At 38.4% G+C, this 23819-nt stretch carries 17 protein-coding genes; 9 read left to right on the top strand and 8 right to left on the bottom strand.

Annotated features, from left to right (window positions below; genetic code table 11):
- Window positions 1-188 precede the first annotated feature (188 nt).
- The 5 genes from ELS83_RS20750 to ELS83_RS20770 all read right to left on the bottom strand — a co-directional run bounded on the left by ELS83_RS20750 (window position 189) and on the right by ELS83_RS20770 (window position 1649).
- The gene (locus tag ELS83_RS20750) at window positions 189-524 is read right to left on the bottom strand and encodes a translation initiation factor (RefSeq protein ID WP_171597467.1); all 336 of its coding nucleotides are present in this window, start codon (window positions 522-524) and stop codon (window positions 189-191) included.
- Window positions 525-628: 104 nt separating this feature from the next.
- On the bottom strand, window positions 629-832 hold the full coding sequence (locus tag ELS83_RS20755; RefSeq protein WP_171597468.1) for a PLDc N-terminal domain-containing protein: 204 nt from the start codon (window positions 830-832) through the stop codon (window positions 629-631).
- Between the two features lie 3 nt (window positions 833-835).
- Entirely contained in the window at window positions 836-1042 is a 207-nt protein-coding gene (locus ELS83_RS20760; RefSeq protein WP_171597469.1) for a PLD nuclease N-terminal domain-containing protein, read from the bottom strand.
- Window positions 1039-1257 (bottom strand): PLD nuclease N-terminal domain-containing protein, encoded by a 219-nt coding sequence (locus ELS83_RS20765; protein ID WP_171597470.1) that lies wholly within the window; start codon window positions 1255-1257, stop codon window positions 1039-1041. Before ELS83_RS20765 ends, ELS83_RS20760 begins: the two co-directional genes overlap by 4 nt.
- A 56-nt stretch (window positions 1258-1313) precedes the next feature.
- Complete coding sequence (locus tag ELS83_RS20770; protein WP_171597471.1) at window positions 1314-1649, bottom strand: TraR/DksA family transcriptional regulator; 336 nt, start codon at window positions 1647-1649, stop codon at window positions 1314-1316.
- A gap of 124 nt (window positions 1650-1773) precedes the next feature.
- Here ELS83_RS20770 and ELS83_RS20775 point away from each other — a divergent pair, with 124 nt between their 5' ends.
- The 5 genes from ELS83_RS20775 (at window position 1774) to ELS83_RS20795 (ending at window position 7529) form a co-directional block, all read left to right on the top strand.
- A complete protein-coding gene (locus ELS83_RS20775) occupies window positions 1774-2613 on the top strand; it encodes a helix-turn-helix domain-containing protein (RefSeq protein WP_171597472.1) in 840 nt (279 codons plus the stop codon).
- A gap of 239 nt (window positions 2614-2852) precedes the next feature.
- A complete protein-coding gene (locus ELS83_RS20780; RefSeq protein WP_171597473.1) occupies window positions 2853-4004 on the top strand; it encodes an iron-containing alcohol dehydrogenase in 1152 nt (383 codons plus the stop codon).
- Window positions 4005-4589: 585 nt separating this feature from the next.
- Entirely contained in the window at window positions 4590-5408 is an 819-nt protein-coding gene (locus ELS83_RS20785) for a sulfide/dihydroorotate dehydrogenase-like FAD/NAD-binding protein (RefSeq protein ID WP_171597474.1), read from the top strand.
- A 27-nt stretch (window positions 5409-5435) separates the two neighbouring features.
- Window positions 5436-6938 carry an NADPH-dependent glutamate synthase gene (gene gltA, locus ELS83_RS20790; RefSeq protein ID WP_171597475.1) on the top strand — a complete coding sequence of 501 codons (1503 nt, stop codon included), beginning with the start codon at window positions 5436-5438 and terminating at the stop codon, window positions 6936-6938.
- Window positions 6939-7070: 132 nt separating this feature from the next.
- Window positions 7071-7529 carry a ferritin-like domain-containing protein gene (locus tag ELS83_RS20795; RefSeq protein ID WP_171597476.1) on the top strand — a complete coding sequence of 153 codons (459 nt, stop codon included), beginning with the start codon at window positions 7071-7073 and terminating at the stop codon, window positions 7527-7529.
- 80 nt (window positions 7530-7609) lie between these two features.
- On the opposite strand, the gene ELS83_RS20800 is transcribed toward ELS83_RS20795, so the two are convergent.
- Entirely contained in the window at window positions 7610-8509 is a 900-nt protein-coding gene (locus ELS83_RS20800) for an SPFH domain-containing protein (protein WP_171597477.1), read from the bottom strand.
- Between the two features lie 116 nt (window positions 8510-8625).
- Window positions 8626-9210, bottom strand: coding sequence for a tyrosine-type recombinase/integrase (locus tag ELS83_RS20805; RefSeq protein ID WP_171597478.1), 585 nt, complete (start codon window positions 9208-9210; stop codon window positions 8626-8628).
- A gap of 282 nt (window positions 9211-9492) precedes the next feature.
- On the opposite strand from ELS83_RS20805, the gene ELS83_RS20810 reads away from it, so the two are divergent.
- From ELS83_RS20810 to ELS83_RS20825, 4 genes are all read left to right on the top strand, one after another.
- Complete coding sequence (locus ELS83_RS20810; protein WP_171597479.1) at window positions 9493-10215, top strand: energy transducer TonB; 723 nt, start codon at window positions 9493-9495, stop codon at window positions 10213-10215.
- Window positions 10216-10461: 246 nt separating this feature from the next.
- A complete protein-coding gene (locus ELS83_RS20815) occupies window positions 10462-10917 on the top strand; it encodes a ferritin family protein (RefSeq protein WP_171597480.1) in 456 nt (151 codons plus the stop codon).
- A gap of 164 nt (window positions 10918-11081) precedes the next feature.
- Entirely contained in the window at window positions 11082-13064 is a 1983-nt protein-coding gene (locus ELS83_RS20820; RefSeq protein WP_171597481.1) for a LysM peptidoglycan-binding domain-containing protein, read from the top strand.
- A gap of 482 nt (window positions 13065-13546) precedes the next feature.
- A complete protein-coding gene (locus ELS83_RS20825; RefSeq protein WP_171597482.1) occupies window positions 13547-23395 on the top strand; it encodes a hemoblobin-interacting domain-containing protein in 9849 nt (3282 codons plus the stop codon).
- 72 nt (window positions 23396-23467) lie between these two features.
- Here the strand turns inward: ELS83_RS20825 and ELS83_RS20830 are convergent, their stop codons facing one another.
- Complete coding sequence (locus ELS83_RS20830) at window positions 23468-23650, bottom strand: aminotransferase class III-fold pyridoxal phosphate-dependent enzyme (RefSeq protein WP_249414536.1); 183 nt, start codon at window positions 23648-23650, stop codon at window positions 23468-23470.
- Between the last annotated feature and the right edge of the window lie 169 nt (window positions 23651-23819).

The raw sequence follows: 23819 nt of genomic DNA on the forward strand, positions 1-23819 counted from the left end.
ATTCTCGTGCAACAGATAGGCAAGATCTTCCTTCGTTCTGTATTTTTAGAACTGCTTGTTCTCTATCCTCAATACTAAATTTGTTTCTCTTTTTTTTAGTCATAAAAACACCCCAAATGTTGTGTCCAACTTTTGGGGTGCAGTTCACAATGGAGTTCGGCTTTTTATTTTAGAATAAATTAGATTTATTATCCGCCTACGCGCTTGGCCTGATATCCAGCTCCCTTTAAAATGTCCAGCACTTTTTCACGATGATCACCCTGGATTAGGATTTCTCCATCTTTTACCGATCCACCAACGCCACATTTCGATTTTAGCATTTTGCCCAGCTCTTTTAAATCATCAGGGTCGCCAATAAAACCTTCAACCAGGGTTACGGCTTTTCCTTTTCGCTGCTTTTTGTCAAGCATTACTTTTAGCTTTTGCTGATTTGGAGGCAGCGTTTCTGCTACAAAATCTTCTTCGTATTCGTAATTGTAATCAGGATTCGTGGAGTACACGATATTTTTTTTCTTTTTAGCCATAATGTTTCAAGTTTCAAGTTTGAAGTAACAAGTAAAAAGTAGCGAAGATATTTGAGAAATTAATTCAAGTCTCCAAACTTTATAATTGCTAATTGCAAAGATACCTATTTTCTGTTTCGATGTTTGATACGATCGTAAAAATAGATGATGGAACCAATAATTGGAAGAAAGACTACCAGTAGAATCCAGATGAGTTTATCTATTCCCAATAACTTTCGTTTTAGTATATCTACTATTGCAATTACAGGTAAAAGAATGGCTACTATTTTAAGTAGTAGCCAAATATTAAATAGAACCGATGTGATCATTTCTTATTTTCTAATCTTTTGTTTCAGTCCAAATATAAAATAAAGTATTGGACCAAAAAATGGGAAGAGTAAAACAACCAGTACCCAAATCAATTTATTGTTATTGGTGAAATCGCATCTCAGAATATCGATTAATGCAATTAGGGGCAATAGAAAAGCCAATGCACCGATAATCAACATTTCAAGTCCGGAAATAAATGCAAGTATCATAATTGCTGATTTTTAATTTTTTGTTTTGTACCAATGATTAAATACAGTAGTGTTCCCAAAAATGGGAAAATGAGCACTACAAGAATCCAGATAAGTTTGTTGTTGCCTGTAAATTCGTTTCTTAAAATATCAATTAAAACAATTAATGGCAGAAGAATGAATAGTCCCAATATGAGAATTTGCCAGGGACCAATTATGCCGCATAAGGTAAACATAGTGATAAAAAATTAAGTTGTTAGATTGTTTGTTGTAATAAAGATAATCAAAATTATTACCTACTGGCGCAACGAACACACTTTTTACTTTCAGGCATAATCATGATTCGGCCAATGGGGATTTCGGCGCCACACTTTATGCATTTTCCAAAATTAGGATCGTTAAGGTTTTTAGCTGTTTCCTTTAAAGCAATTAATTGTGATTGCTTTTTTCGCAAAGCCGCTTCGTTTACACTTTTGTTGTTAATGGCATCCATTCTGCTAACCCGGCCAATTGCCGAATCAGGTGAAATGGGTTGGGTTAAATCCTTTAGCGTCACAATTTCAGATTCTAGCTTGCCAATCTTTTCTTTAATCTGATTTTCAATGTGTAACTTGTCTTTTTGTATCATTTTAGGTTTTTTAAAAGGGCATTATCAAAGATAATAGAAAAAGTATATTGTTCTGTTGTATGTGCTCCTTACATGAAATCAATTAATTTTGTAATCGAAATGTACAAGAAGCAAATTCGAATCGATGGCAGTAGAAAATATCCCGGAAATCTATCTTGAGAGCAATGGTGTTCAACAGGAATTGTTTGTGTATGATTTTAAAATGACAAACGATGTTGTGAAAAGCAAAGTAAATTTGAGCATGAACATGTTTAGCTTTTTGCAGGTTGGAAAAAAGCAGGTTCATTTTGCCGATGCCTCTGTAATGGTGAATAAGGATCAGTCGCTGCTGATTCGTGAAGGAAACTGGCTATGGACTGAGCTTTTAGATAATGATGATATTTATTATTGTAAGCTGTTTTTCTTTTCGGAAAGCAGGTTGAAAGAGTTTATGAAGAAATATCCTATTTCTGATGAAATCATTAAAGATGAAGATCCTTTTTTTGTAATTGAGAACGATGAATACATTACGTCCTATATCGGAACACTTTCCAGGATGGCGGTGAATCCTTCTACTTACAACGAGAATTTACTATCGATAAAATTCGAAGAGATTTTATTGTATTTAATGGGGAAATATGGCGAGAAGTTTGAAACCTACCTTTATTCATTAATCACCAAAGAAAGTTCGCCTTTTAAAAAGATTATTGAGAGCAATGTGTTTTCCAATTTGAAATTAGAGGAAATCGCCTTTTTGTGTAATATGAGTTTATCGACTTTTAAGCGCAGTTTTATGGCTGAGTATGGGATCTCTCCAGGAAAATGGCTGCAGGATAAAAGATTGCAAAGAGCAAAAGAAATTCTGCAGGAAGGAAAAGCAACTGCATCTGATATCTATTTGGATTATGGATATTCTAATCTTTCTAATTTTAGTATCGCTTTTAAAAACAAGTTTGGAATTAGTCCAACTGAAATATCAAAATAAATCAGAGGCGATTGAGTTTCCCATACAACAAGGGTTGTGGGTGTTTTTCTATTCCTAATTTTTTGTCCATTTTTAAATTTGACCTTTTTTAATAATCGAATGAGCTTTTTCAGTAAGCATGCTGAAAGTGACTTGCCATACTTTTGTCGGTGTAATTAAAAGCATGCTCGATAACAATACAACACTTTGTTTAAAGCATTGCTTAGTTCTGATAAAACCAAAAGAAGTAATAAAAAGAAATGGCAAAATTTATTGTACCAAAAGAGATTTTCCACGGATTGGGAAGTATCGAGAATTTAAAAGAATTAAAAGGAAAAAAAGCGGTTATTGTAATTGGAGGTAATTCCGTTAGAGCAAACGGCTCATTAAAAAGAACCGAAAACTACTTAAAGGAAGCTGGAATTTCATCGGTAATTTTTTCCGGAGTTGAGGCAGATCCTTCTATCGACACTGTAAAAAAAGGAGCAGATTTCTTTCTGCAAGAGCAACCTGATGTGATTGTAGGTCTTGGAGGTTGTTCGGCGATTGATGCTGCAAAGGCAATGTGGGTATATTATGAATATCCTGAATCGACATTGGAAGAACTGGCAGCTCCTTTTGCGGTAAAGAAAATGCGCAACAAAGCTTATTTTGTAGCAATTCCTTCAACAAGTGGAACCGGTACCGAGATTACAGGCCTTTCTGTAATCACCGATAAGGAGAAAGGGACAAAATACCCAATTGTTTCTCACGAATTAACACCTGATGTAGCCATTGTAGATGGAGAACTTTGCGAGAGTATGCCGGCACATGTTACCGCAAATACCGGTTTGGATGCCTTGAGTCATGGTGTTGAAGCATTTGTGTCGAATATTGCTGACCGTTACAATGATTCCCTGGCTAAAGGTGCTATTGAACTGGTTTTCGAAAACCTGCCAAAAGCTTATGCCAAACCAAATGATAAAGAAGCTCGCCAGGCAATGCACGATGCGTCATGTATGGCAGGAATGGCATTTACCAATGTATGGTTGGGAATTGTTCATTCAATGTCGCATCAAATTGGAGGTACATTCGGTATTCCTCATGGATGTGGAAATGCGATATTGATGCCAAATGTAACGCGTTTCAATGCCAAAGTAACTGATAAATATGAAGAATTGGCTGCCTTGTTTGGTAAATCAACTGCCGAAGATTTTGCCCAGGAAATTGAAGCATTGCGCTCTAAAGTAGGTGTTGTTGGTTCCATTAAAGAGTATGGCGTAAGCCAGGAAGAGTGGGATGCCAAATTGGACATTCTTACCGAAAATGCGATGAAGGACCCATGTACACTATTCAATCCTAGAAAACCAAAATTCGAAGAAATTAAAGCAATTTACCAGGCTTGTTATGATGGAGTGAGGGTTGATTTATAATCTCTCAAGATTATAAAATATTAAAAAGGGTATCCTAAATGATGGATGCCCTTTTGTTTTAAATGATAGATAAAGTGATAGGTGCTTGTTTTTGAATTAAAAATCATCTTTCAGGAAAAATGCAATACCGTAATTTGTATCACTTTTCCCACATTTTGTTTCAGTTTATCACCAGGGATATCTATTATTTTTGTCTCATAAGTATTTAGCAGATAAAATAATGACTTACCAGGGATATTTTGTTTTCTAATCTCGATTTATTCTTGATAGGAGTTTAGAAAGGGAATTAGCCTGATATTTTTTGCATAAGTAGTTGTAATGCCATATTTTACAGAGATAATTGGCGGAAGAAGAGGTGTCGTTCAAAACTGCGGATAATCTAAGGGTTTAATTAGATTTATCCTAAACTAAAAAACTGTTTAAAAATACTTTTTTAGTTGTAGGTAGGTATGCCACTTCTTTTTACATTTGGAATATAAACAAGCACTGAAGTTCAAAGATGGAAACGATTGCGAATAAGCACTTTCCAAGTATGAATCAATCAGTTTTTATTCTGTTTTTTTCATTCATTTATTAAAAAACGTAATGAACAAGATCGTTGAAAAAGAAAATTTTTCAGAAAAAGTCGTAAAAATTGTAGTTGAAGCTCCTTTAATTGCGAAAGCACGCAAACCAGGTAACTTTGTTATTGTAAGAGTTGGCGAAAAAGGAGAAAGAATTCCTCTAACCATTGCCGGAGCAGATGTTAAGAAAGGAACCATTACCATGATTGTACAGAAAATGGGGGTTTCTTCTCAAAAGCTTTGTGCACTTGAAGCTGGCGATTACGTTACCGATTTGGTAGGTCCTTTGGGAAAACCAACCGAAATTCATAATGTAGGAACCGTTCTTTGTTGTGGTGGTGGTGTAGGAGTAGCTCCATTATTACCAATTGTAGAAGGATATAAGAAGGCGGGAAATAAGGTAATTACTGTTCTTGCTGCGCGTAATAAAGATCTTTTGATTCTGGAAGACGAAATGCGCAAACATTCCGATGAGGTAATCATTATGACAGATGATGGCTCGTATGGAAAGAAAGGTTTGATTACAGAAGGTATGGAAGAAGTAATACAGCGTGAGAACATTGACGAATGTATTACCATTGGTCCAGCAATCATGATGAAATTCTGTTCTCTGCTTACTAAAAAGTATGAAATTCCTACCATGGCAAGTTTGAATAGTATTATGGTTGATGGTACAGGTATGTGTGGTGCATGTCGTGTTACTGTTGATGGTAAAACCAAATTTACTTGCGTAGATGGACCTGAATTCGATGCTCATAAAATCGATTTTGATGAGATGATGTCGAGATTGGGCGGATACAAGTCTGAGGAACAGGACAAAATGGATCATTTTCACGAATAATCAACTAACAACAACAAAATCAGGACAATGGAAAGGTCTGAAGAGTATATAAAAAACGAGCGCAAAAAAGAGTGGAGAGTTGAACTCCAAAAGAAAACAAAAGCCAAAGACCGTATGGCTATCGAAAGGGTTGAAATGTCAGAGCAAGACCCTAATGAGCGCATCAAATCACAAAGAATTGAGGTAAATAATGGACTAAGCAAAGAGCAGGCTGTTTTGGAAGCTACTCGTTGTATGGACTGTGTAAATCCAACCTGTATGGAAGGGTGTCCGGTAAGTATCAATATTCCTAAATTCATTAAATATATTGAGAAGGAAGAGTTTGGAAAAGCTGCTTCTGTATTGAAAGAAACAAGTGCATTGCCTGCAGTTTGTGGTCGTGTTTGCCCACAAGAAGTGCAGTGTGAGCAAAAATGTTTCTATGTTGAGAAATTAAACCAACCATCTGTTGCCATTGGTCACTTGGAACGCTTTGCTGCCGATTGGGAAAGAGAATCGGGAGAAATTGCAGTACCTGAGTGTGCAGAATCTAATGGTGTAAAAGTGGCTGTTATTGGTTCTGGTCCTTCCGGATTATCATTTGCTGGTGATATGGCAAAATTAGGATACGACGTAACTGTTTTTGAAGCACTTCACGAAATTGGTGGTGTATTAAAATATGGTATTCCAGAATTCCGTTTGCCAAATGCAGTTGTTGATGTAGAAATTGACAACCTAAGTAAAATGGGTGTGAAGTTCGTAACCAACTATATTGTTGGACAAACTGCGACTCTTGAAGACCTTAAAGAAGAAGGTTACAAAGCATTTTATGTAGGATCGGGAGCAGGTTTACCAAGATTCATGAACATTCCTGGAGAAAATGCCAACGGTATCCTTTCATCTAACGAATACCTTACTCGTGTAAACCTTATGGGTGCCGATTCTGAGGATTCGGATACACCTGTTCTTCGAGGTAAAAACGTGGTTGTTGTTGGTGGTGGTAACACTGCAATGGACTCAGTTCGTACAGCAAAACGTTTAGGTGCCGAAAATGCAATGATTGTATATCGTCGTTCGGAAGAAGAGATGCCTGCACGTGTTGAAGAGGTTCATCATGCAAAGCAAGAGGGTGTTGAGTTTCTTACGCTAACAAATCCAATTGAATACATTGCCGACGAAAATGGTCGTGTGAAACAAGTGAAGGTTCAGAAAATGGAATTGGGAGAGCCTGATGCTTCGGGACGTAGAAGACCAATCCCAATGGAAGGATCGGAGTATACCATTGATGCAACTGTTGTAGTTGTAGCTGTAGGTGTATCACCAAACCCACTGATTCCAAATTCGGTTGAAGGATTGGAAGTTTCGAAGTGGGGAACCATTGAAGTGGTGAAAGATAAGATGCAATCTTCTATTCCAGAGGTATTTGCAGGTGGTGATATTGTTCGCGGTGGAGCTACTGTAATTCTTGCCATGGGTGATGGTCGTAAGGCTGCTGCCAATATGGATACCTATTTAAAAGAGAAGTATTTGTCTGAAAAAGTAGAGCAATAAGAAAGTTGTAGGTAAAAGGTAGCAAACTCTTGTAGCTTGAGACCGGAGACCTGAATCTTTAAGAATTATTTCATTATCTTTCTATAAGGATTTTGAGAAAATAAATTGCCAGACTTTAAAATTGATCAAAAAATGAAAGAATTTAATTCACTTGAGGATATTTTAGATTTTGCCATTAACGAAGAACAAATGGCTGCTGATTTCTATACTGCACTAGCTGCAAAAATGGAGCATCAGGAAATGAAAGATACTTTCGAGCAGTATGCATTGGAAGAAATTGGCCACAGAACCAAACTTGAAGCCATTAAAAATGGAAAAGAGTATGCTGTTTCTGAAGAAAAAGTTGCCGATTTAAAAATTGGTGATTACCTGGTTGAGGTTGATACAGAAAAAACAAATATCACCTACCAGGAGGCATTGACCATTGCAATGAAAAAGGAAAAAGCTGCATTCAAATTGTATAACGATTTGGCCGCTGCTGCTAAAGATCCTGCTTCTCGCGATATGTTCTTAATGTTGGCTCAGGAAGAAGCAAAACACAAGTTGCGTTTCGAAGTTGAGTATGATAACAACATTCTTACTGAGAATTAGAATACGTTCTGATAAAATAGAAAAGCCGTAACACATTGCTTGTGTTACGGCTTTTTCATTAACTGAAATATAAACTAAAACTAGTTTTTTTGCTGGTTGCTAATGATATCAGCTCCAGCCATAGCTTCCATTATTTTTCCTTTCACTCCAATTCCGGAGTTCATAAATACCACATTTTGATTTTTCTCACCCATACTGATCAAGGTGTCCTGATCAATAAGCTTCATTACCAATTCCGTAGCATCTTTAATTTCCATATTGGTTCCAACCGTAAGGTCTTTAATCGCTTTTTCACGTCCTTTTAGTACTGCCATTTGTTGCAGAGCTACACCTTCACCTTGTAACCTCTTGCTCTCTTTTTCTGCTTCAGCAGCTTTGATAATCAGAATCTTTTCAGCTTCTCCTTTTTCCTCAGCAGCCTGGCGAAGTCTTTTCTGCTCATTAATGGCGTTCATCGCGTCAACTACTTTGGCATCAGGTAAAATATCTACTACCAAAGTCTTTTTAATATCAAATCCATAATTCGATAAAAGCGAATTTAAACCTTGCATCACTGTGTTTGCGATATTGTCTTTGTTCTCGTACACCATATCCAACTCCATTTTTGGAACCTCGGCACGAACAGCATCAAATACAAAGGATTCGATCTGTGCAGTAGAGTCGGCAAGTTCGTAGAATGAGTTTTTGATACTATCAAGATCAGCTTTGATAAGGTATTGAATCGCAACTTCAATCTTTAATGTTACCTTATCTTGAGTAATGGTTTCTACTGGAACTCTTAACTCCTGAATTTGCAGGTTTTGAACGCCAACTACCTGGTCTATTATAGGAATTCGAAGGCTGATACCAGCTCTTCGCACCGATTGAAATTTACCCAAGCGCTGGATGATTTTAGCTTGTTTCTGATTTACGATTACAATTGAGAAAAGTAAAAAGATTACTGCAAGTACAATTGAGATAATGATTGTTAAATTTTCCATTGTTAAGTCTTATAAATTAATATTGATTTTGTTAATAGCATATGGTGAAAAAAACTGTAGGACCATGTATGTGTATATTGCCTTTCATAGCGATTGGTTTTTAATTTCAATTTGATTTACATCGAGAAAACCTCGTAATTATCCTTGTCGTCACTTGTATCCTGGTAGCCTAAAAAGTTAGCTGTAATGGTCCATGAGGCATGTCCCAATATTTTAGAGATCCATTTCTTGGCTTCCGTCGAAAACGCTTTTTCTTCCAAAAACTTCATGCAGAATGTTTTTAAAAAACTATCCGAAGATAAATTCTGATAAGGAATTTCGTACTGAGTAAAAAGGTTTTTGATCTGCTTGTTCACGTATTGTGAGGATAAAACCTGTGTGCCGGCATTGTTTAAAAATATGTACTGCTGGGGATCGGGTGAACCCATTTTGGTATAAATTCTTTGAATAAGAATTCTGATATCATCAATGATAAAGATGTTTCTTGATTTGTTTTTCTCCACCATTTCGAATGAGGGTTTCTGCAAGATATCTTCCCAACGAATACTTAAAATACTTTTTAAACGCAGACCAAAAAAGCATCCAAATGCAAGTATCAAAGCAATTTTGTATTGTTTGTTCAGCTCCAATTTTTGAATGGTTAATGGAATGTACTTCCATTCAATATGTTCCGATTTAGAGATGTCTCCTTTGGCTGTCATTTGTAGTGTTATCAGTAATTTCTTTGGTGAAGATAAAGAAAAAGTTTCAAAAAACAAATAAAAAATAGAAAAGTGAAACAAAAAATGTATATTTGATATGGAAAAGCTTAGAAAAACAATGCGACAGTTGATGTACAATAATTTACAAAATCAACATTTACATTCGAAATATAGATGTGAATTGCTTGAATATTTTGATGGTTTACTTGTTTATTTTGAAAGTTAAATTTAACTAAATAATTATCTTTGTACGGTTTATTATTAAAAAACAACTACTGAACTATGAAACTTAACTTTTTAACCTGTATATTGCTCTTGCTCTCACTTAGTTCTTTTGGACAGGAGCAAAAATTAAAACGAAAAAAAATCAAAGGAATAGCAACCAATGAGATTTTTACTGTTGATAAAAAAACGAAGTTACGAAATGGTACTTATATCAAACTAAAAAATCAAACGGGCGATACCTTGGTAAAAGGGCAATTTAAGAACGATGAAAAAGTAGGCTTATGGGAATTCAAGACATACTCGAATGAACCATATATGACTTACAATTATGACAATAAAGAAATCGTTAATTTGATCAGTCAAGTTGATTCTTTTCCAATTAGAAGAGACAGCATTTTTGTGGTAGAGAAGGTAGATCGTCCTGCCATTTACCTGGATTTTGATTCGGGGATTGATTTTTGTTTAATGCAGACTCAACTTCCTGTTTCCATGGTTCGATATGGGGTTTATGGGTCAGCTATGGCATCATTTGTAATTGGAAAAGAAGGCCAAATAAAAGATATTGAAGTGCTTGTTTCGATGGACAAGGCATTCGATAAATTCATTCTGGAAAAGATTCAAAGTCTGAAGGGCAATTGGATTCCAGCCAGAAAGAATGGACAGAATGTGGATTCTAAAATGTTTGTACTTTATAAAACTTCTGATTCTCAAAAGCCAATAGATGACCTGGACAAAGCATATTGTCGGGTGGTTCGTTTTTTTTATAAAGCAATCAAATAGATTGAACCATCACATTTCTAAAAAAAAATCAACCCAAAAATCAAGTTTACATTTAAATTCAATTATCATTTGGCTTAGCCAAGTTAGGAATGTAGATTAATCATCACAAAACTTATTCACATTTGCCCATATCTATCTGTAAATAATCTTTTTGACATCATAGCAATAATTTCGTAACTTATTGATTCAATTACATTTAAAATATTGGATAAGTAAAATAGTTGTGAACATCAAACAAAAGATTAAATGAAGATTTTTAGAACTTTTGAAGAAATTATCGATTATGCCATCGATAAGGAGATGAATGAAATTGAGTTTTACTCGAACTTGGCAGAACGAATGGACCGGAAGAATGTGAGAGAGCTGTTTCGTAACATTGCACTCGAGAAAACAGCCAGAATGCTTAGGCTTGAAAAAATGAAAGATTTGAAAATGGATTTTGATATGGATGAAATTCAAGATATGAAGATCGCAGGTTCCTTAGAACAGGTTGATCATACAAAAACGGATCTTTCGTACCAGGAAGCTTTAATTTTAGCCATGAAAAAGGAGAAAGAGAAATTTAAGTTCTATTCTAAAATGGCTGATACTGCGGTAAACGAAGAATGTAGAAATACTTTTCTTGCTTTGGCAAAAGAGGAAGCTCGTCAGAAACTGAAATTTGAAATTGAGTATGATGAATTTGTCTTGGTAGAAAACTAAATTCACATTGTACAAATTATTGTTTTGAAAAATCGAAGTGCCAGGAATCCACTTCGATTTTTTTATATGGCCCAATTCTTGTTTATATTTTGTTTTCCAAGCTTACTTTAGTATTTTTGTTGGCAATTTGACTGAACTATAAACGTTTGAAAAACAAATAATTAATGAATTGTTTTCTTCGCACCATCCTCTTGATTGGTCTTTTCTTTGGGACCTTAAATCTTGTACATTCACAAACAACGCCGATCGAATTATCTAAGAATAAGGTAGTTGTTGGTGGAAAGTCTTATATCCTGCATGTCGTAAAGGAGAAGCAAACTTTGTTCTCAATTTCCAAAGCCTATGGTATTTCGATGAGAGATATCATGAGTGTGAACGGAAAAGCGGAGGCAACGGTTAGTATTAACGAGGTTTTACGTATTCCTTTTAACGAGGAAAAACAGGCTGTAGCTCCTGTTATCCTTAAAAAAGAAGATGAAAAATTCATCTACCACATTGTAAAAAAGGATGATACCTTATATTCTCTTTCGAAAAAATATGCTGTTGGCATGGATCTGATTGAGAAGGAGAATCCGGGTAGCAGACAATCTTTACCTTTGAATTCTGTGGTAAAAATCCCCAAAATTCAACAACAAAAGGATCATAAAGTTTCAAACGTTCCACAGCACGATAAAAAGTACTACTACTATGTAATCAAAGCAGGGGATACGCAATATTCTATTGCTAAGGAGTTTAGGATGAAACAAAAGAAGCTTCGTAAGCTTAATCCAAAATTAAAAAACAGGATTCTGAAGCCAGGCGATTGGGTAAGAATTCCACGATATTTGGTTCCGCCAGAATATTTTATCGTAAAAGAAACACCAAAGGATACTATTGCCGAAGAATTGATTGTACTTGATACCATTCAGGAAGTAGAAAAAGAGGAGGTAATTGCAAAGACCAAAGTAAATGTTGGTTTATTTTTACCGCTTTATTTGGAAACCAATGATACCATTAATCAAATTATTACTTATAAGGATACCATTGAAATTGTAACGGAAAGAGAACCGAGAACCATCTATAGAAAGTCTCGTGAATTTATACGTTTTTACCAAGGTGTTCTGTTGGCAGTTGATTCTTTACGCAAAGAAGGTTTATCGGTTGATTTGCATGTTTATGATACCGAACGAGATCCTGAGAAGTTAAGAAGAACACTCTCGCAAATTCAATTTATGGATTTTGATTACTGGATTGGACCGGTATATCCAAAAACATTTGCTGTAGCAGCCGAATATGCCAGAAGAAAGAATGTTCCAATTATTTCTCCTTTATCCGCTAAAAATCCACAAATTAATTCGAACCCAAATGTAATTCAGTTAAATACTTCGATGAATTCTATTTGTCGTCAAATATCCAACTATGTAAGTGAGGATTTTCAGTACAAGAATATTGTAATCATTCATCCGGAAAGATACAAGCATTTAAACGAAGCCAAGTTGATAAAGGATATCGAACATCAATTGTTTGAGAAGGGTTTATATTGGCAAACCGATGAAGTTTCTTACAAGAAAATCTCTTTCGACGAATATGGTTTGTATGGAATGGAAGCCATGATGTGCGATTCTTGTGAAAATGTTGTGGTATTGCCATTAAACGACCAGCCTAAGGTTGAAAATATGATTACCAATTTAAATGTTTTAAGCCAGAGGTATGCGATTCGTTTGGTTGGATTCTCGAGATGGCAACGATATACCAGCTTGGAAGCTGATCGTTTTTACAATCTAAATTTTTCCCTGTTTAGTCCGTATTTTATCGATTATAAAGAGGAGAAAATTAATGATTTCGTAATTGATTTCAGAAATCGTTTCATGAGTGAACCAAGCGATTTTAGCTTTAGAGCTTACGATATTTGCAGGTACTTTTCGCTGGCTGCGAGTAAATTTGGTAAGGATTTTCCGGAGCGCATGAATGAGCTAGACATTGAACTGTTACAATCGGCTTATTATTTTAAAAGAGTTTCGGCATTTGGAGGTTTCGAAAACCAGGGAACTCATCTAATCAATTATTCCCGCGACTATAAAATAAGACACCAGGTTTTTAAACCGAAAGAAAAAGAACCGGAAGAAAATGAAACAGTGGATTTGTTGGAAAAATCCTTTGGACTATAAAATTTAGAGCTGACTGGTAAAGTCAGCTTTTTTTTTAATGCTGGTTTTTCGCTTAAAGCTGATTTTCTTGTGCCGTAACAAGAATGAGATGTTCTGAGCTAAATTTGAGTTTGTTTTATCTTTTTGAAAGATATAGCCAGCTTTGATTCGCAATACATTTACAATTTATGTGATTTGGTGGATAGATTTTGAATAATGATCCATAAAATTGAAAAAACTCCTAAATGGTTTTTACCTTTCATTTTTTGTGGTTGACTTTATCCACTATCGGATAAATCTTCCAAAAAAGGAAGATGTTAAAATTTGTTAAAGAAAATGAGCGCTTTCCTAACTTTCAGGATTATTGAGTCTTTTAATCTCCAATTTCGTAGAGCCAGTTTTAGTTTTCGCAAAAATACGTAAGAGACAGTGGGTTAATTGAATAGGTCCTTTGGTATGCACTTTGGTTCAAATTAGGTGTTAGTTATCAAAAGTCCTATGCTATGAAAAAATATTTACTCTTGGGATACCTATGGGTATTTTCCACTGTTATACTATTCGCTCAAGTCCCGGCTGACATAACCGCTGATCCTTCAGCAACTGTAGATGCTACATTCGCAGTGACTTTCACTGATGGAGCTGCATGGCGAACTGGTATTACTCAGATTTCGATTGGATCAGATATTCTGGATAGTGGTGCTTACGATACCACAAAAGTTGATTCAATTATTTTCGACCCTTCTGCTTCAGCATTTTTACAAACAGCAGGAACCTTTACCATTTCCATAGAATCGAGTGAGGGAAATACATCAGTCTCACAAACCATTGGTCATGGTGTGGCTGACGCAATTGTAATTACACAAGAACCATCAGCTCCTGCGAGTAATGGCGGCGCTTTGGGAACCAATCCGGCCGTAAAGTTGCAGGATCAGTTTGGAAATGACTGTACAGGAGATAACACAAGCTCGGTAGGAGTTGCTGCTCACGATGGAAGCTGGACGCTTGGGGGAACAAGCCCTTTAACTGTATCAGGTGGCGCCATTAGTTTTACCGATTTAACGGCTTCGAGTGCTAACCCGGTAACAGGTGCTTACCTTATTTTCTCGTCGGGCGCATTAGCAACAGAGAATTCTGCAACATTTACAATTCCTGGAACAGCTCCAAGTATAACGGCTGCCCCAGGAGCTACAGTCGACAATGATTTTGATATAACGCTTGGTAGTGATGATTCCAATTGGAGAGGAGCAATTACAGAGATCAGTTATGGATCAAATGTTTTGCCTTCTGGAGCATACGATACAGCCCAAGCCGATAAAATAGTATTGAAACCTTCTCAATCGTCGTTTTTGCAAACCGTTGGAACTGCGGATGTAACCATTAAAGCAACGAATTACCCAGATGCTGTGGTATCACAGACCATAGGGCACGGTGCCGCAAGTGCTATTGTGATGGTAGCTCAACCGGGCGCACCTATAACCAATGGTGGCAATTTAGATCCACAACCAGAGGTAAAAGTACAGGATCAGTATGGAAATGATTGTACTACTGATAATTCAACCAGCATTACAGCAGCCAAAGCTGATTCTGGTAACTGGACATTGGGAGGTACCGTAACTTCTACAGTTGGTTCGGGTACATTAAGCTACTCTGATCTTACTGCCAGTAGCAATGAAGCTGTTACCGGAGCGCAAATTAACTTTAGTGGAACAGGATTAACGGGAGTTAGTTCTGCAACATTTGATTTAACATTGAATACTCCGCCAACGCTTACCGCCAATGGAAGTGCTACTGTTGATGCAAATTTCAATGTATCCTACACAGAAGACACTACCTGGGAAACCAATATCACATCGGTAAGTTACAATGGAACAACTTTAACTTTAACTACGGATTACGAAATCAATACAGGCTCTAATTTTATTACCCTTAAACCAGGAGGCGGAAATTCAGCTTTACAAGCAGCAGGAACAGCTACATTGGAAGTTGTTGCTGATACCTATTCCAATACATCCGTTTCACAGACCATAGGTCATGGTGCTGCAAGTGCTATTGTGATGGTAGCTCAACCGGGCGCACCTGGAACCAATGGTGGCAATTTAGATCCACAACCAGAGGTTAAAGTACAGGATCAGTATGGAAATGACTGTACTACTGATAATTCAACCAGTATTACAGCAGCTAAGGCTGATGCAGGAAATTGGACACTTGGAGGAAGTGTGACTTCTACAGTAGGTTCAGGAACACTAACTTATACCAACCTTACAGCCAGCAGTAATGAAGCAGTAACAGGAGCACAACTTAGCTTTAGTGGAACAGGATTAACAGGAGTAAGCTCAGCAACATTTGATTTAGGGTTGAATACCGCTCCAACGCTAACTGCCAATGGAAGTGCTACTGTAGATGCAGATTTCAATGTATCTTACACAGAAGACACCACCTGGGAAAGCAATATCACATCGGTAAGTTATAATGGAACGACTTTGACATTAACTACGGATTACGAAATCAATACAGGCTCTAATTTTATTACCCTTAAACCAGGAGGCGGAAATTCAGCTTTACAAACAGCAGGAACAGCCACATTGGAAGTTGTTGCTGATACCTATTCTAATACATCGGTTTCACAGACCATAGGTCATGGTGCTGCAAGTGCTATTGTGATGGTAGCTCAACCTGGCCCACCAGCTATTAATGGTGGCAATTTAGATCCTCAGCCTGAGGTTAAGGTGCAGGATCAGTATGGAAATGACTGTACTACTGATAATTCAACCAGCATTACAGCAGCCAAGGCTGATGCAGGAAATTGGACATTGGGAGGAAGTGTGACTTCTACAGTTGGTTCAGGAACACTAACTTATACCAACCTTACAGCCAGCAGTAATGAGGCTGTAACAGGAGCACAACTTAGCTTTAGTGGGACAGGATTAACAGGTGTTAGTTCCAATACTTTTGATCTGGGATTAAATTCGGCTCCAACGCTAACTGCCAATGGAAGTGCTACTGTTGATGCAGATTTTGATGTGTCTTACAGTGAAGATACCAATTGGGAGAGCAAGATTACATCAATTACCTACAATGGAACCAGCCTTGCTTCGGGAACAGATTACGATTTGGATACAGGAGCAAATACAATTAGCCTGAAGCCTGGAGGTGGAAATTCAGCTTTACAAACAGCAGGAACAGCCGATTTAATTGTTGTGGCTGATGGTTACAATAACGCATCTGTTTCGCAAACTATTGCACATGGTGCTGCAAATCAATTATCCATTTCTACACAACCAGGTTCGCCATTAAGTAATGGAGGTGACTTGAATCCCCAACCTGCCATCCAGGTTTTGGATCAGTACAGTAACCTTTGTACCAGCGATGGTTCAAGAACAATTTCTGCAGCAAAAGCTGATGCAGGAAGCTGGACTCTGGGAGGTACTGTTGATCAGGATGCCAGTTCGGGAACATTAAGCTTCTCTGGCTTAACAGCAAGTAGCACCGAGGAAATCAGCAATGCTAGCATTAGTTTTACTTCTTCAGGATTAACTGGAGTCACTTCTAATGATTTTAGCATTGGCTTAAATACTCCTCCTTCTTTAACTGCAGCTTCAGGAGCTACTGTTGATGCGGCTTTTGAGATATCCTACGTGGATAATGTAGATTGGGAATCACAGATTGAAACTGTCGCAACCACAATTACATTCGACGGTAATACGGTTCCTGCATCTGCTTACTCCTTAAACTCAACGAGCAATAAAATTACATTCGATCCGGCTGACGATCCTGTATTGCAGACAGCAAAAACGGCCAATATTGTAATATCGGTAGATGGTTACAGCAATGCAAGTGTCTCACAGACCATAGGTCATGGAGCTGAATCAAAATTGGTTGTTGCAACTCAGCCCGTTGCGCCTGCTAATAATGGAGATGCATTCCAAACTCAACCCGTAATCGAAGTGCAGGACCAATATGATAATGTTTGTACTTCGAACGGTTCTTTATCCGTTTCTGCTACAGAGAATGATCCTGTTGCCTGGGATTTACAGGGAACATTATCAGGAACTGTTACTTCGGGAAGTTTGACTTTTACCGACTTAACAGCTTCAAGCACTGATGTGGTTACAGGTGCATTTATCGTGTTCTCGGCTTCGGGAGTCACAGGTGTTAATTCAACAACTTTCGATTTGGGGTTGAACTCGCCACCAGACCTGACGGCCGCTAGTAATGCCACAGTAGATAACACTTTCGTGATTACTTTTACAGATGCCAATTCATGGCAGAGCAAAATATCATCTGTTACCTATAATGGAAGTACAGTTGATGCTGCTGCTTACGACACAAGTGTAGGGAATCAGATTACCTTTGATCCTTCGCAGTCTACAGTTCTTCAAACCGCAGGAACAGCCGATTTTGTATTTTCTTCGGCAGGTTTTAACGATAAAATCTTATCGCAGGAGATAGGACATGGTGTGCCTACTTCAATTTACATTGTTACCCAACCTACTGCACCAACTCAAAATGGTGGTTTGTTGGCTACACAGCCTAAAATTGGTAGTAAAGATCAATATGGAAACAATTGTACGGGCGATAATGCAACGGCCATATCAGTAGCCAAAGGCGATAGCGGAGATTGGTCCCTGGGAGGGTCGCCTAACCAAACTTTGGTTTCAGGAGAATTTACCTTTAGCGATTTAAGTGCAACAAGCGATGAGGCTGTTACAGGTGCATTCTTAACCTTTAGTTCAGGTACTTTTGCAGATGTGAATTCAAATACATTTGATATTCCTGTAAATGCAACTCCATCGCTTTCGGCGGCTACCGGAGCTACGGTTGATAACGATTTTGCAATTACTTTTGCCGAAGATGCAGCCTGGAGAGGAAATATCAGTTCCATTCAGTATGGCGGTGAAACACTGCCAGCAGCTTCCTACGATGCAAGTTTGGGCGGAAGAATTACATTTGATCCTTCTCAGTCAAGCTTTTTGCAAGAGGCAGGTACGAAAACTGTTACGATTATCTCAAGTGGTTACGCAAATGCAGAGGTCGATCAGGAAATTGGCCATGGAACAGCTACAGATTTATTTATCTCAACACAACCTGCAGGTCCGGCTTCAAACGGAGAAGTATTGGCCACTCAACCTGTGATTCATATTCACGATCAGTACGATAATATTTGTACTAACGATGGAACTACAAACCTAAGTGCAGCTGCTTCTGGTGGTTCATGGACCATTGGTGGTACAGTAGACTTAACAGCCTCGGCAGGTGTAATTTCTTTTACTGATATCACGGCAAGTAGTACTGCTGAAGTTACCGATGCAACTATTACATTCTCAACTTTTGCATTGAGCGATGTGGTTTCAAATGCTTTTACAGTACCAGCATTGGATGCTGCACCAAGTTTATTAGCTTCTTCAACTGCTACTGTCGACAATACTTTTGAAATTACATTTGCTGGAAATTCAGCATGGCAATTGTCTATTGATTCCATTCATTATGGTGGAAATTTAATCGCGGCAGGAGCTTACGATAAAACGCAGGCAGAAAAAATCATTTTTGATCCTTCACAGGATACAGATTTACAGACAGCTGGAACGGCAAATATTGAGGTGTTTGCTCAGGGCTACGAAACTGCAAGTGTATCGCAGGAAATTCTGCATGGAGCGGCAAGCGAAATTGTAATTGCGCTTCAGCCAGCAGCGCCAGCACGAAATGGTGAGGAATTAGCCACACAACCTGGTGTAACTTTGCGCGATCAATATGGTAACGACTGTGCTACAGAAAGTTCCATAGAGATTACTGCTGCCAAAGGCGATACCAACGACTGGACACTGGGAGGAACAGTGAGCAGAACGGTTGCCAACGGATCGGTAAGTTATACCGATTTAACGGCTTCTAGCGCAGGTCCTGTTACTGGCGCATTTATCAGCTTTTCGGCAACCGATCTTACAACAGTAAATTCAAATACTTTTGATATTCCTGATTTGAATGCCGGTCCGGTATTAACAGCGGCCTCAGGAGCTACTGTAGACAATGAGTTTGAAATTACCTTTACGGATAACGCCGATTGGAGAAGCAATATTACAGAAGTTCGATATGGTACAAATGTTTTACCAGCAACAGCATACGATGCAAGTGTAGCAGGTAAAATTACATTGAAACCAGCCGAATCAACAAATTTACAATTGGCTGCCAATGAATACATTTATATCACTTCAACTTCTTACTTATTGGATTCGGTTCAACAGGAAATTGGGCATGGTGTGGCAACGGATATCGTAATTACCACACAGCCAATGGGACCAGATAGAAATGGAGAACTTTTAATGACACAGCCTGTAGTTAAATTACAGGATCAATATCAAAATGATTGTACAAATGATAATTCTACAAGCGTAGAAGCAAATGCAAGTGGAGGGACCTGGACTCTTGAAGGAACAGCTTCCCTTTTGGTAACAAACGGTGTTGCATCATATACCGATCTTACCGCCGGAAGTACTGATATGGTCAGTGATGCAACAATCACATTTTCCGGCACAGGACTAACAAACACGGAATCTAATTCGTTCTTGATTCCAGCTCCTCTGTTTGCACCTTCATTAATTGCTTCAACTACGGCTACAGTAGATTCATTATTCGATGTCACTTTTGCTGAAAATGCAGAGTGGCAAGGGAAAATTGATTCAATTTCCTATGGTGGAACCATCTTGCCAGAGGTATCTTACGACAAGAGTCAGGCTGGTAAGATTGTGTTCGATCCTTCGCAGGATGCTGCCTTGCAAGAGGCTGCTACAAAGCAACTACTTGTTTATTCAAGAGGGTACCAGGAATCTTCGGTTGATCAGGAAATTAAGCATGGTGCTCCCGATTCTTTGATTATTGAAACGCAACCAACTGCTCCATTGGTAAATGGAGGAGAACTTGATTTGCAACCTAAAATATCATTGCTGGATCAATACAACAACAGCTGCGATTCTGAGAATGCTTATGAGGTATTGGTAAGAAAAGGAGATGAGAGTGATTGGACCCTGGGAGGAGATACTTTACAGTCGGTAAGTAATGGTGTAATTAACTATCGCGAGTTGACGGCATCCAGTCAGAATGCTGTGTTGGGCGCTTATCTAACATTTTCGGGAGTAGGAATTACATCGGTTGATTCCGATCCTTTCGACATTCCGTCTTTGAAAAATCCGCCAAACTTAAGTGCTCAGTTCGATGCGACTGTTGACGCTGATTTTGAGATTGGATTTTTGGATTTTGATGGCAGTTGGAGAACGGAAATTACTATGATTACTTATGGTCTTGATACATTGCCAAGCTCGGCATATACCATAAATGAAAACAATATTGTATTCCGTGTTTCTGAAGAAGCAATTCTTCAAAAGGCAGGAGTTTACGATATCGCCGTGAAGGCACTTGGTTTTAGCGATGCAACGGTTGAGCAAACTGTTGGGCATGGTGTTGTAGCAAGTCTGCAAATTACCCAACAACCATTGGCGCCACCATCTAATGGTGACCTTCTTGAACAGCAGCCAATTGTCGAGCTGTACGATCAGTATGCAAATATTTGTGATTCGGACAATGAAACCATTGTAACAGCTTCGAGAAGCGATGATGGAGAATGGGATTTGGCAGGAACTCTTGAGCGTACTGTTGAAAATGGAGTGGCGGTTTACGATGACTTGTCGGCGTATTCAACTGCACCGGTAGAAGGAGCAATTATACAATTTAATTCAGGTGACTTGGATGCTGTAACAGCCGATCCATTTGATATTCCTGATGTAGCTACTCCTCCTGTTTTAACAGCGGCAGTTGGGGCAACGGTTGATAATCCGTTCAAGATTACATTTACCGAAGACTCGGTGTGGAGAAACAGAATTAATGTTGTTACTGTAAACGATAGTGTTTTGGTGGCAGAAAGCTACAATTTTACACAGCCAGGAGAATTGGAATTGATTCCATCGGCTTCTGAATTCCTTCAGAAAAATGGAAGCTTCGAAATTATCGTCCAGTCGAGAGGTTTTGCTCATGATACAGTTCAACAGGATATTCAACATGGAGTTGCCGATAGTATTTTGGTGCTGACCCAGCCTCTTGGTCCAAATGTGAACGGAGAGCTGCTTGAACAGCAACCACAGCTTAAGTTGGCCGATCAGTATCTGAACGATTGTACAACTGACAATGCTACACAGCTTAGCGTCGAAAAATATGATGATAAAGCATGGGAATTGTCAGGAACACTTGAAATACAAGCCGTAGATGGTCAGGTTCAGTTCACCGATTTGGTGGCAACAAGCGAAATAGCGATTGATTCGGCTTACCTGCAATTCTTCTTCGATGGAGACTCTGTAGTATCCAATTTATTCACAATACCTGTTCCGATTATTGAGCTGATAGCAGCCGAGAATGCGACGGTAGACAATGAGTTTGTAATTACTGCAAGCGATAATGCAAGTTGGAGAGATTCCATTTCAGCCATTAGTTTCGCCGGTGAAACACTGGTAGATACTTCCTATATGGTTGAAGCCGGACAAATTACTTTCTATCCCGACAGGGATTCCACATTGTTTATTGCAAGAACAGATACAATAGTGGTTGTGGCAAATGGTTATGCTGATGCCAGGGTAGAGCAAAAAATTGCTCATGGTGTAACTACAGAAATGTTGTTGGTGGATCAGCCAATAGGACCAGAGAATAATGGAGATACGCTGGTTCAGCAACCAAAAATTCAATTGCGAGATCAATATGCCAATAATTGTACTACCGATAGTCTAACGCAGGTTCTTGTTGATAAATATGCAGATCCGGACAATGATAATTCAGGATTGTGGAACCTGGGAGGAATTAAAACCATAACTTCCATGGAAGGTGTGATACAATTTACAAACCTAACGGCCACCAGCGAAGATGAGGTAATTGGCGCAAGATTGCTGTTTACTTCAGATGGACTGCCAAATGTGGTTTCGGATAGTTTTGATATTGTTCGACCTCCGGCTCCGATTATTACTCCGGCAGCAAATGCCAATGTTGACGAGATGTTCACCGTAACATTTATCGAAAATACAACCTGGCGCGAGAAGATCTTTGATATCCGCTACGGCGTAAGAAGTCTGGAAGGAAAATACGATGCATCTGTTCCAGGGCAAATTACTTTCGATCCTTCGGTTACTTCTGTACTGCAGAAATACGGAGTAGATTCCATGTATGTGTACTCAGGTTTATATGATACCACCAGGTTCGAGCAGCCAATTCATCATGGTAAATCGAAATATCTTGTGATTGAAAAAGAGCCTTCGGCACCTGCAAATAATGGTGATCAGCTGATTAGGCAACCGCAATTGAACCTTCAGGATCAGTATCGAAACATTTGTGATACCGATAGTGAAACAATGGTTACGGTACGCAAAGCCGATACAGGAGATTGGACCTTAGGCGGAACACTTACACAAATGGCAGTTGATGGACTTGTGAAGTTTACAGACCTGACTGCAACAAGTGATATGGAAGTGCAAGGAGCAAGACTGGAATTTGAAGGTCCTGGAATTATTTCGAAAATTTCGAGCACATTCACCATACCAGAGCCGAAAACCAACAGGGCAGGAGTGGCAAGCGCCAATCCGGAACTGGTGTGTTATGGTACAAAATCGAATATTACATTAACCAGTTTCGATGGTACAATTCAATGGCAAATCTACAATTCGGTAGACGATACTTATGAAGATTTGGCTGGTGAAAATGCCGAATTACTGGTGACGCAGGAGATTGTAAAGAATGAAATCTTCAGGGCCAAAGTGTCTAAATCCGGATTTTCGGATCAGTATTCAAATACCGTATCGGTAAGTCCATTAGATCCGCCTGTAGCCGATTTTACCTTCGAAATTGATTACAACCAGGTTTCTTTCACCAACTTAAGTGTGAATGCAACTTCTATACTTTGGGATTTTGGAGATGGTGTAATTAGCAGTGAATTTGAGCCGACTCATTCCTTTGTACTCGACAATGCAAATGGTACTGGTTATGTGGTTACGCTAACAGCATCGAACGAGGCTTGTCCCGATAGTGAGAAATCGCAGCAAATCTTTATCACCACAGGAATTGAAGACCTGGTTGCTGAGAAGGGAATTGTGGTTTATCCAAATCCGAACAGGGGAGAGTTCTTTGTAGAAGTATCGGCAACCGATAGCGATGGATTGTTGAGAATCTTTAATGCTTCGGGAAGTATTGTATTGAGCAAAGAAATTAAGCGTAGCTTTAACGCAGACCGATTGGAATTCAATTTGAAAGAACTGCCAGGAGGTTTCTATTTCCTTGTGATTCAATATCCTGATAAAGTAATCAGAACAAAATTGATCATTACTAAATAATACTGCTACATGCTTGCATAAAAAAAGGGCAATTCCAATTGGAGTTGCCCTTTGTATTTTAAGTTGAGTTTCTTATTCGAACTCAGCCATTGTTTTCTTAATAATTTCGATTGCTTCGCGCAATTGAGTTTCGTTAATGGTCAATGGAGGAGCAAAACGGATGATGTGGCCGTGAGTTAGCTTCGCCAATAAACCATTGTCGCGTAAACGCATACAAACATCCCAGGCAGTTTTTCCACCCTTAGGCTTAATCACAACTGCATTTCATAAACTTTTAGCTTGAACCAGTTCAATGGGTTTTGCACCTTCTGTTTTCAGCTTAAAAATCAACATCTTACTATTCGGGTCATGTTAAGTCGATTGTGATACCACGTTTGTCGATGCTGAGCTATCGTTTGTCGATATCGCTTGCGAGTAAGTTGTT

It is taken from the genome of Marinifilum caeruleilacunae (assembly GCF_013141825.1).
GTDB lineage: Bacteria > Bacteroidota > Bacteroidia > Bacteroidales > Marinifilaceae > Marinifilum > Marinifilum caeruleilacunae.

Coding starts and splice junctions, on each gene's coding strand:
- ELS83_RS20750 (WP_171597467.1), bottom strand. CDS start 524: ATGGCTAAAAAGAAAAAAAATATCGTGTACTCCACGAATCCTGATTAC.
- ELS83_RS20780 (WP_171597473.1), top strand. CDS start 2,853: ATGGCAAAATTTATTGTACCAAAAGAGATTTTCCACGGATTGGGAAGT.
- gltA (WP_171597475.1), top strand. CDS start 5,436: ATGGAAAGGTCTGAAGAGTATATAAAAAACGAGCGCAAAAAAGAGTGG.
- ELS83_RS20760 (WP_171597469.1), bottom strand. CDS start 1,042: ATGATACTTGCATTTATTTCCGGACTTGAAATGTTGATTATCGGTGCA.
- ELS83_RS20770 (WP_171597471.1), bottom strand. CDS start 1,649: ATGATACAAAAAGACAAGTTACACATTGAAAATCAGATTAAAGAAAAG.
- ELS83_RS20820 (WP_171597481.1), top strand. CDS start 11,082: ATGAATTGTTTTCTTCGCACCATCCTCTTGATTGGTCTTTTCTTTGGG.
- ELS83_RS20815 (WP_171597480.1), top strand. CDS start 10,462: ATGAAGATTTTTAGAACTTTTGAAGAAATTATCGATTATGCCATCGAT.
- ELS83_RS20805 (WP_171597478.1), bottom strand. CDS start 9,210: ATGACAGCCAAAGGAGACATCTCTAAATCGGAACATATTGAATGGAAG.
- ELS83_RS20795 (WP_171597476.1), top strand. CDS start 7,071: ATGAAAGAATTTAATTCACTTGAGGATATTTTAGATTTTGCCATTAAC.
- ELS83_RS20785 (WP_171597474.1), top strand. CDS start 4,590: ATGAACAAGATCGTTGAAAAAGAAAATTTTTCAGAAAAAGTCGTAAAA.
- ELS83_RS20810 (WP_171597479.1), top strand. CDS start 9,493: ATGAAACTTAACTTTTTAACCTGTATATTGCTCTTGCTCTCACTTAGT.
- ELS83_RS20825 (WP_171597482.1), top strand. CDS start 13,547: ATGAAAAAATATTTACTCTTGGGATACCTATGGGTATTTTCCACTGTT.
- ELS83_RS20765 (WP_171597470.1), bottom strand. CDS start 1,257: ATGTTTACCTTATGCGGCATAATTGGTCCCTGGCAAATTCTCATATTG.
- ELS83_RS20755 (WP_171597468.1), bottom strand. CDS start 832: ATGATCACATCGGTTCTATTTAATATTTGGCTACTACTTAAAATAGTA.
- ELS83_RS20800 (WP_171597477.1), bottom strand. CDS start 8,509: ATGGAAAATTTAACAATCATTATCTCAATTGTACTTGCAGTAATCTTT.
- ELS83_RS20775 (WP_171597472.1), top strand. CDS start 1,774: ATGGCAGTAGAAAATATCCCGGAAATCTATCTTGAGAGCAATGGTGTT.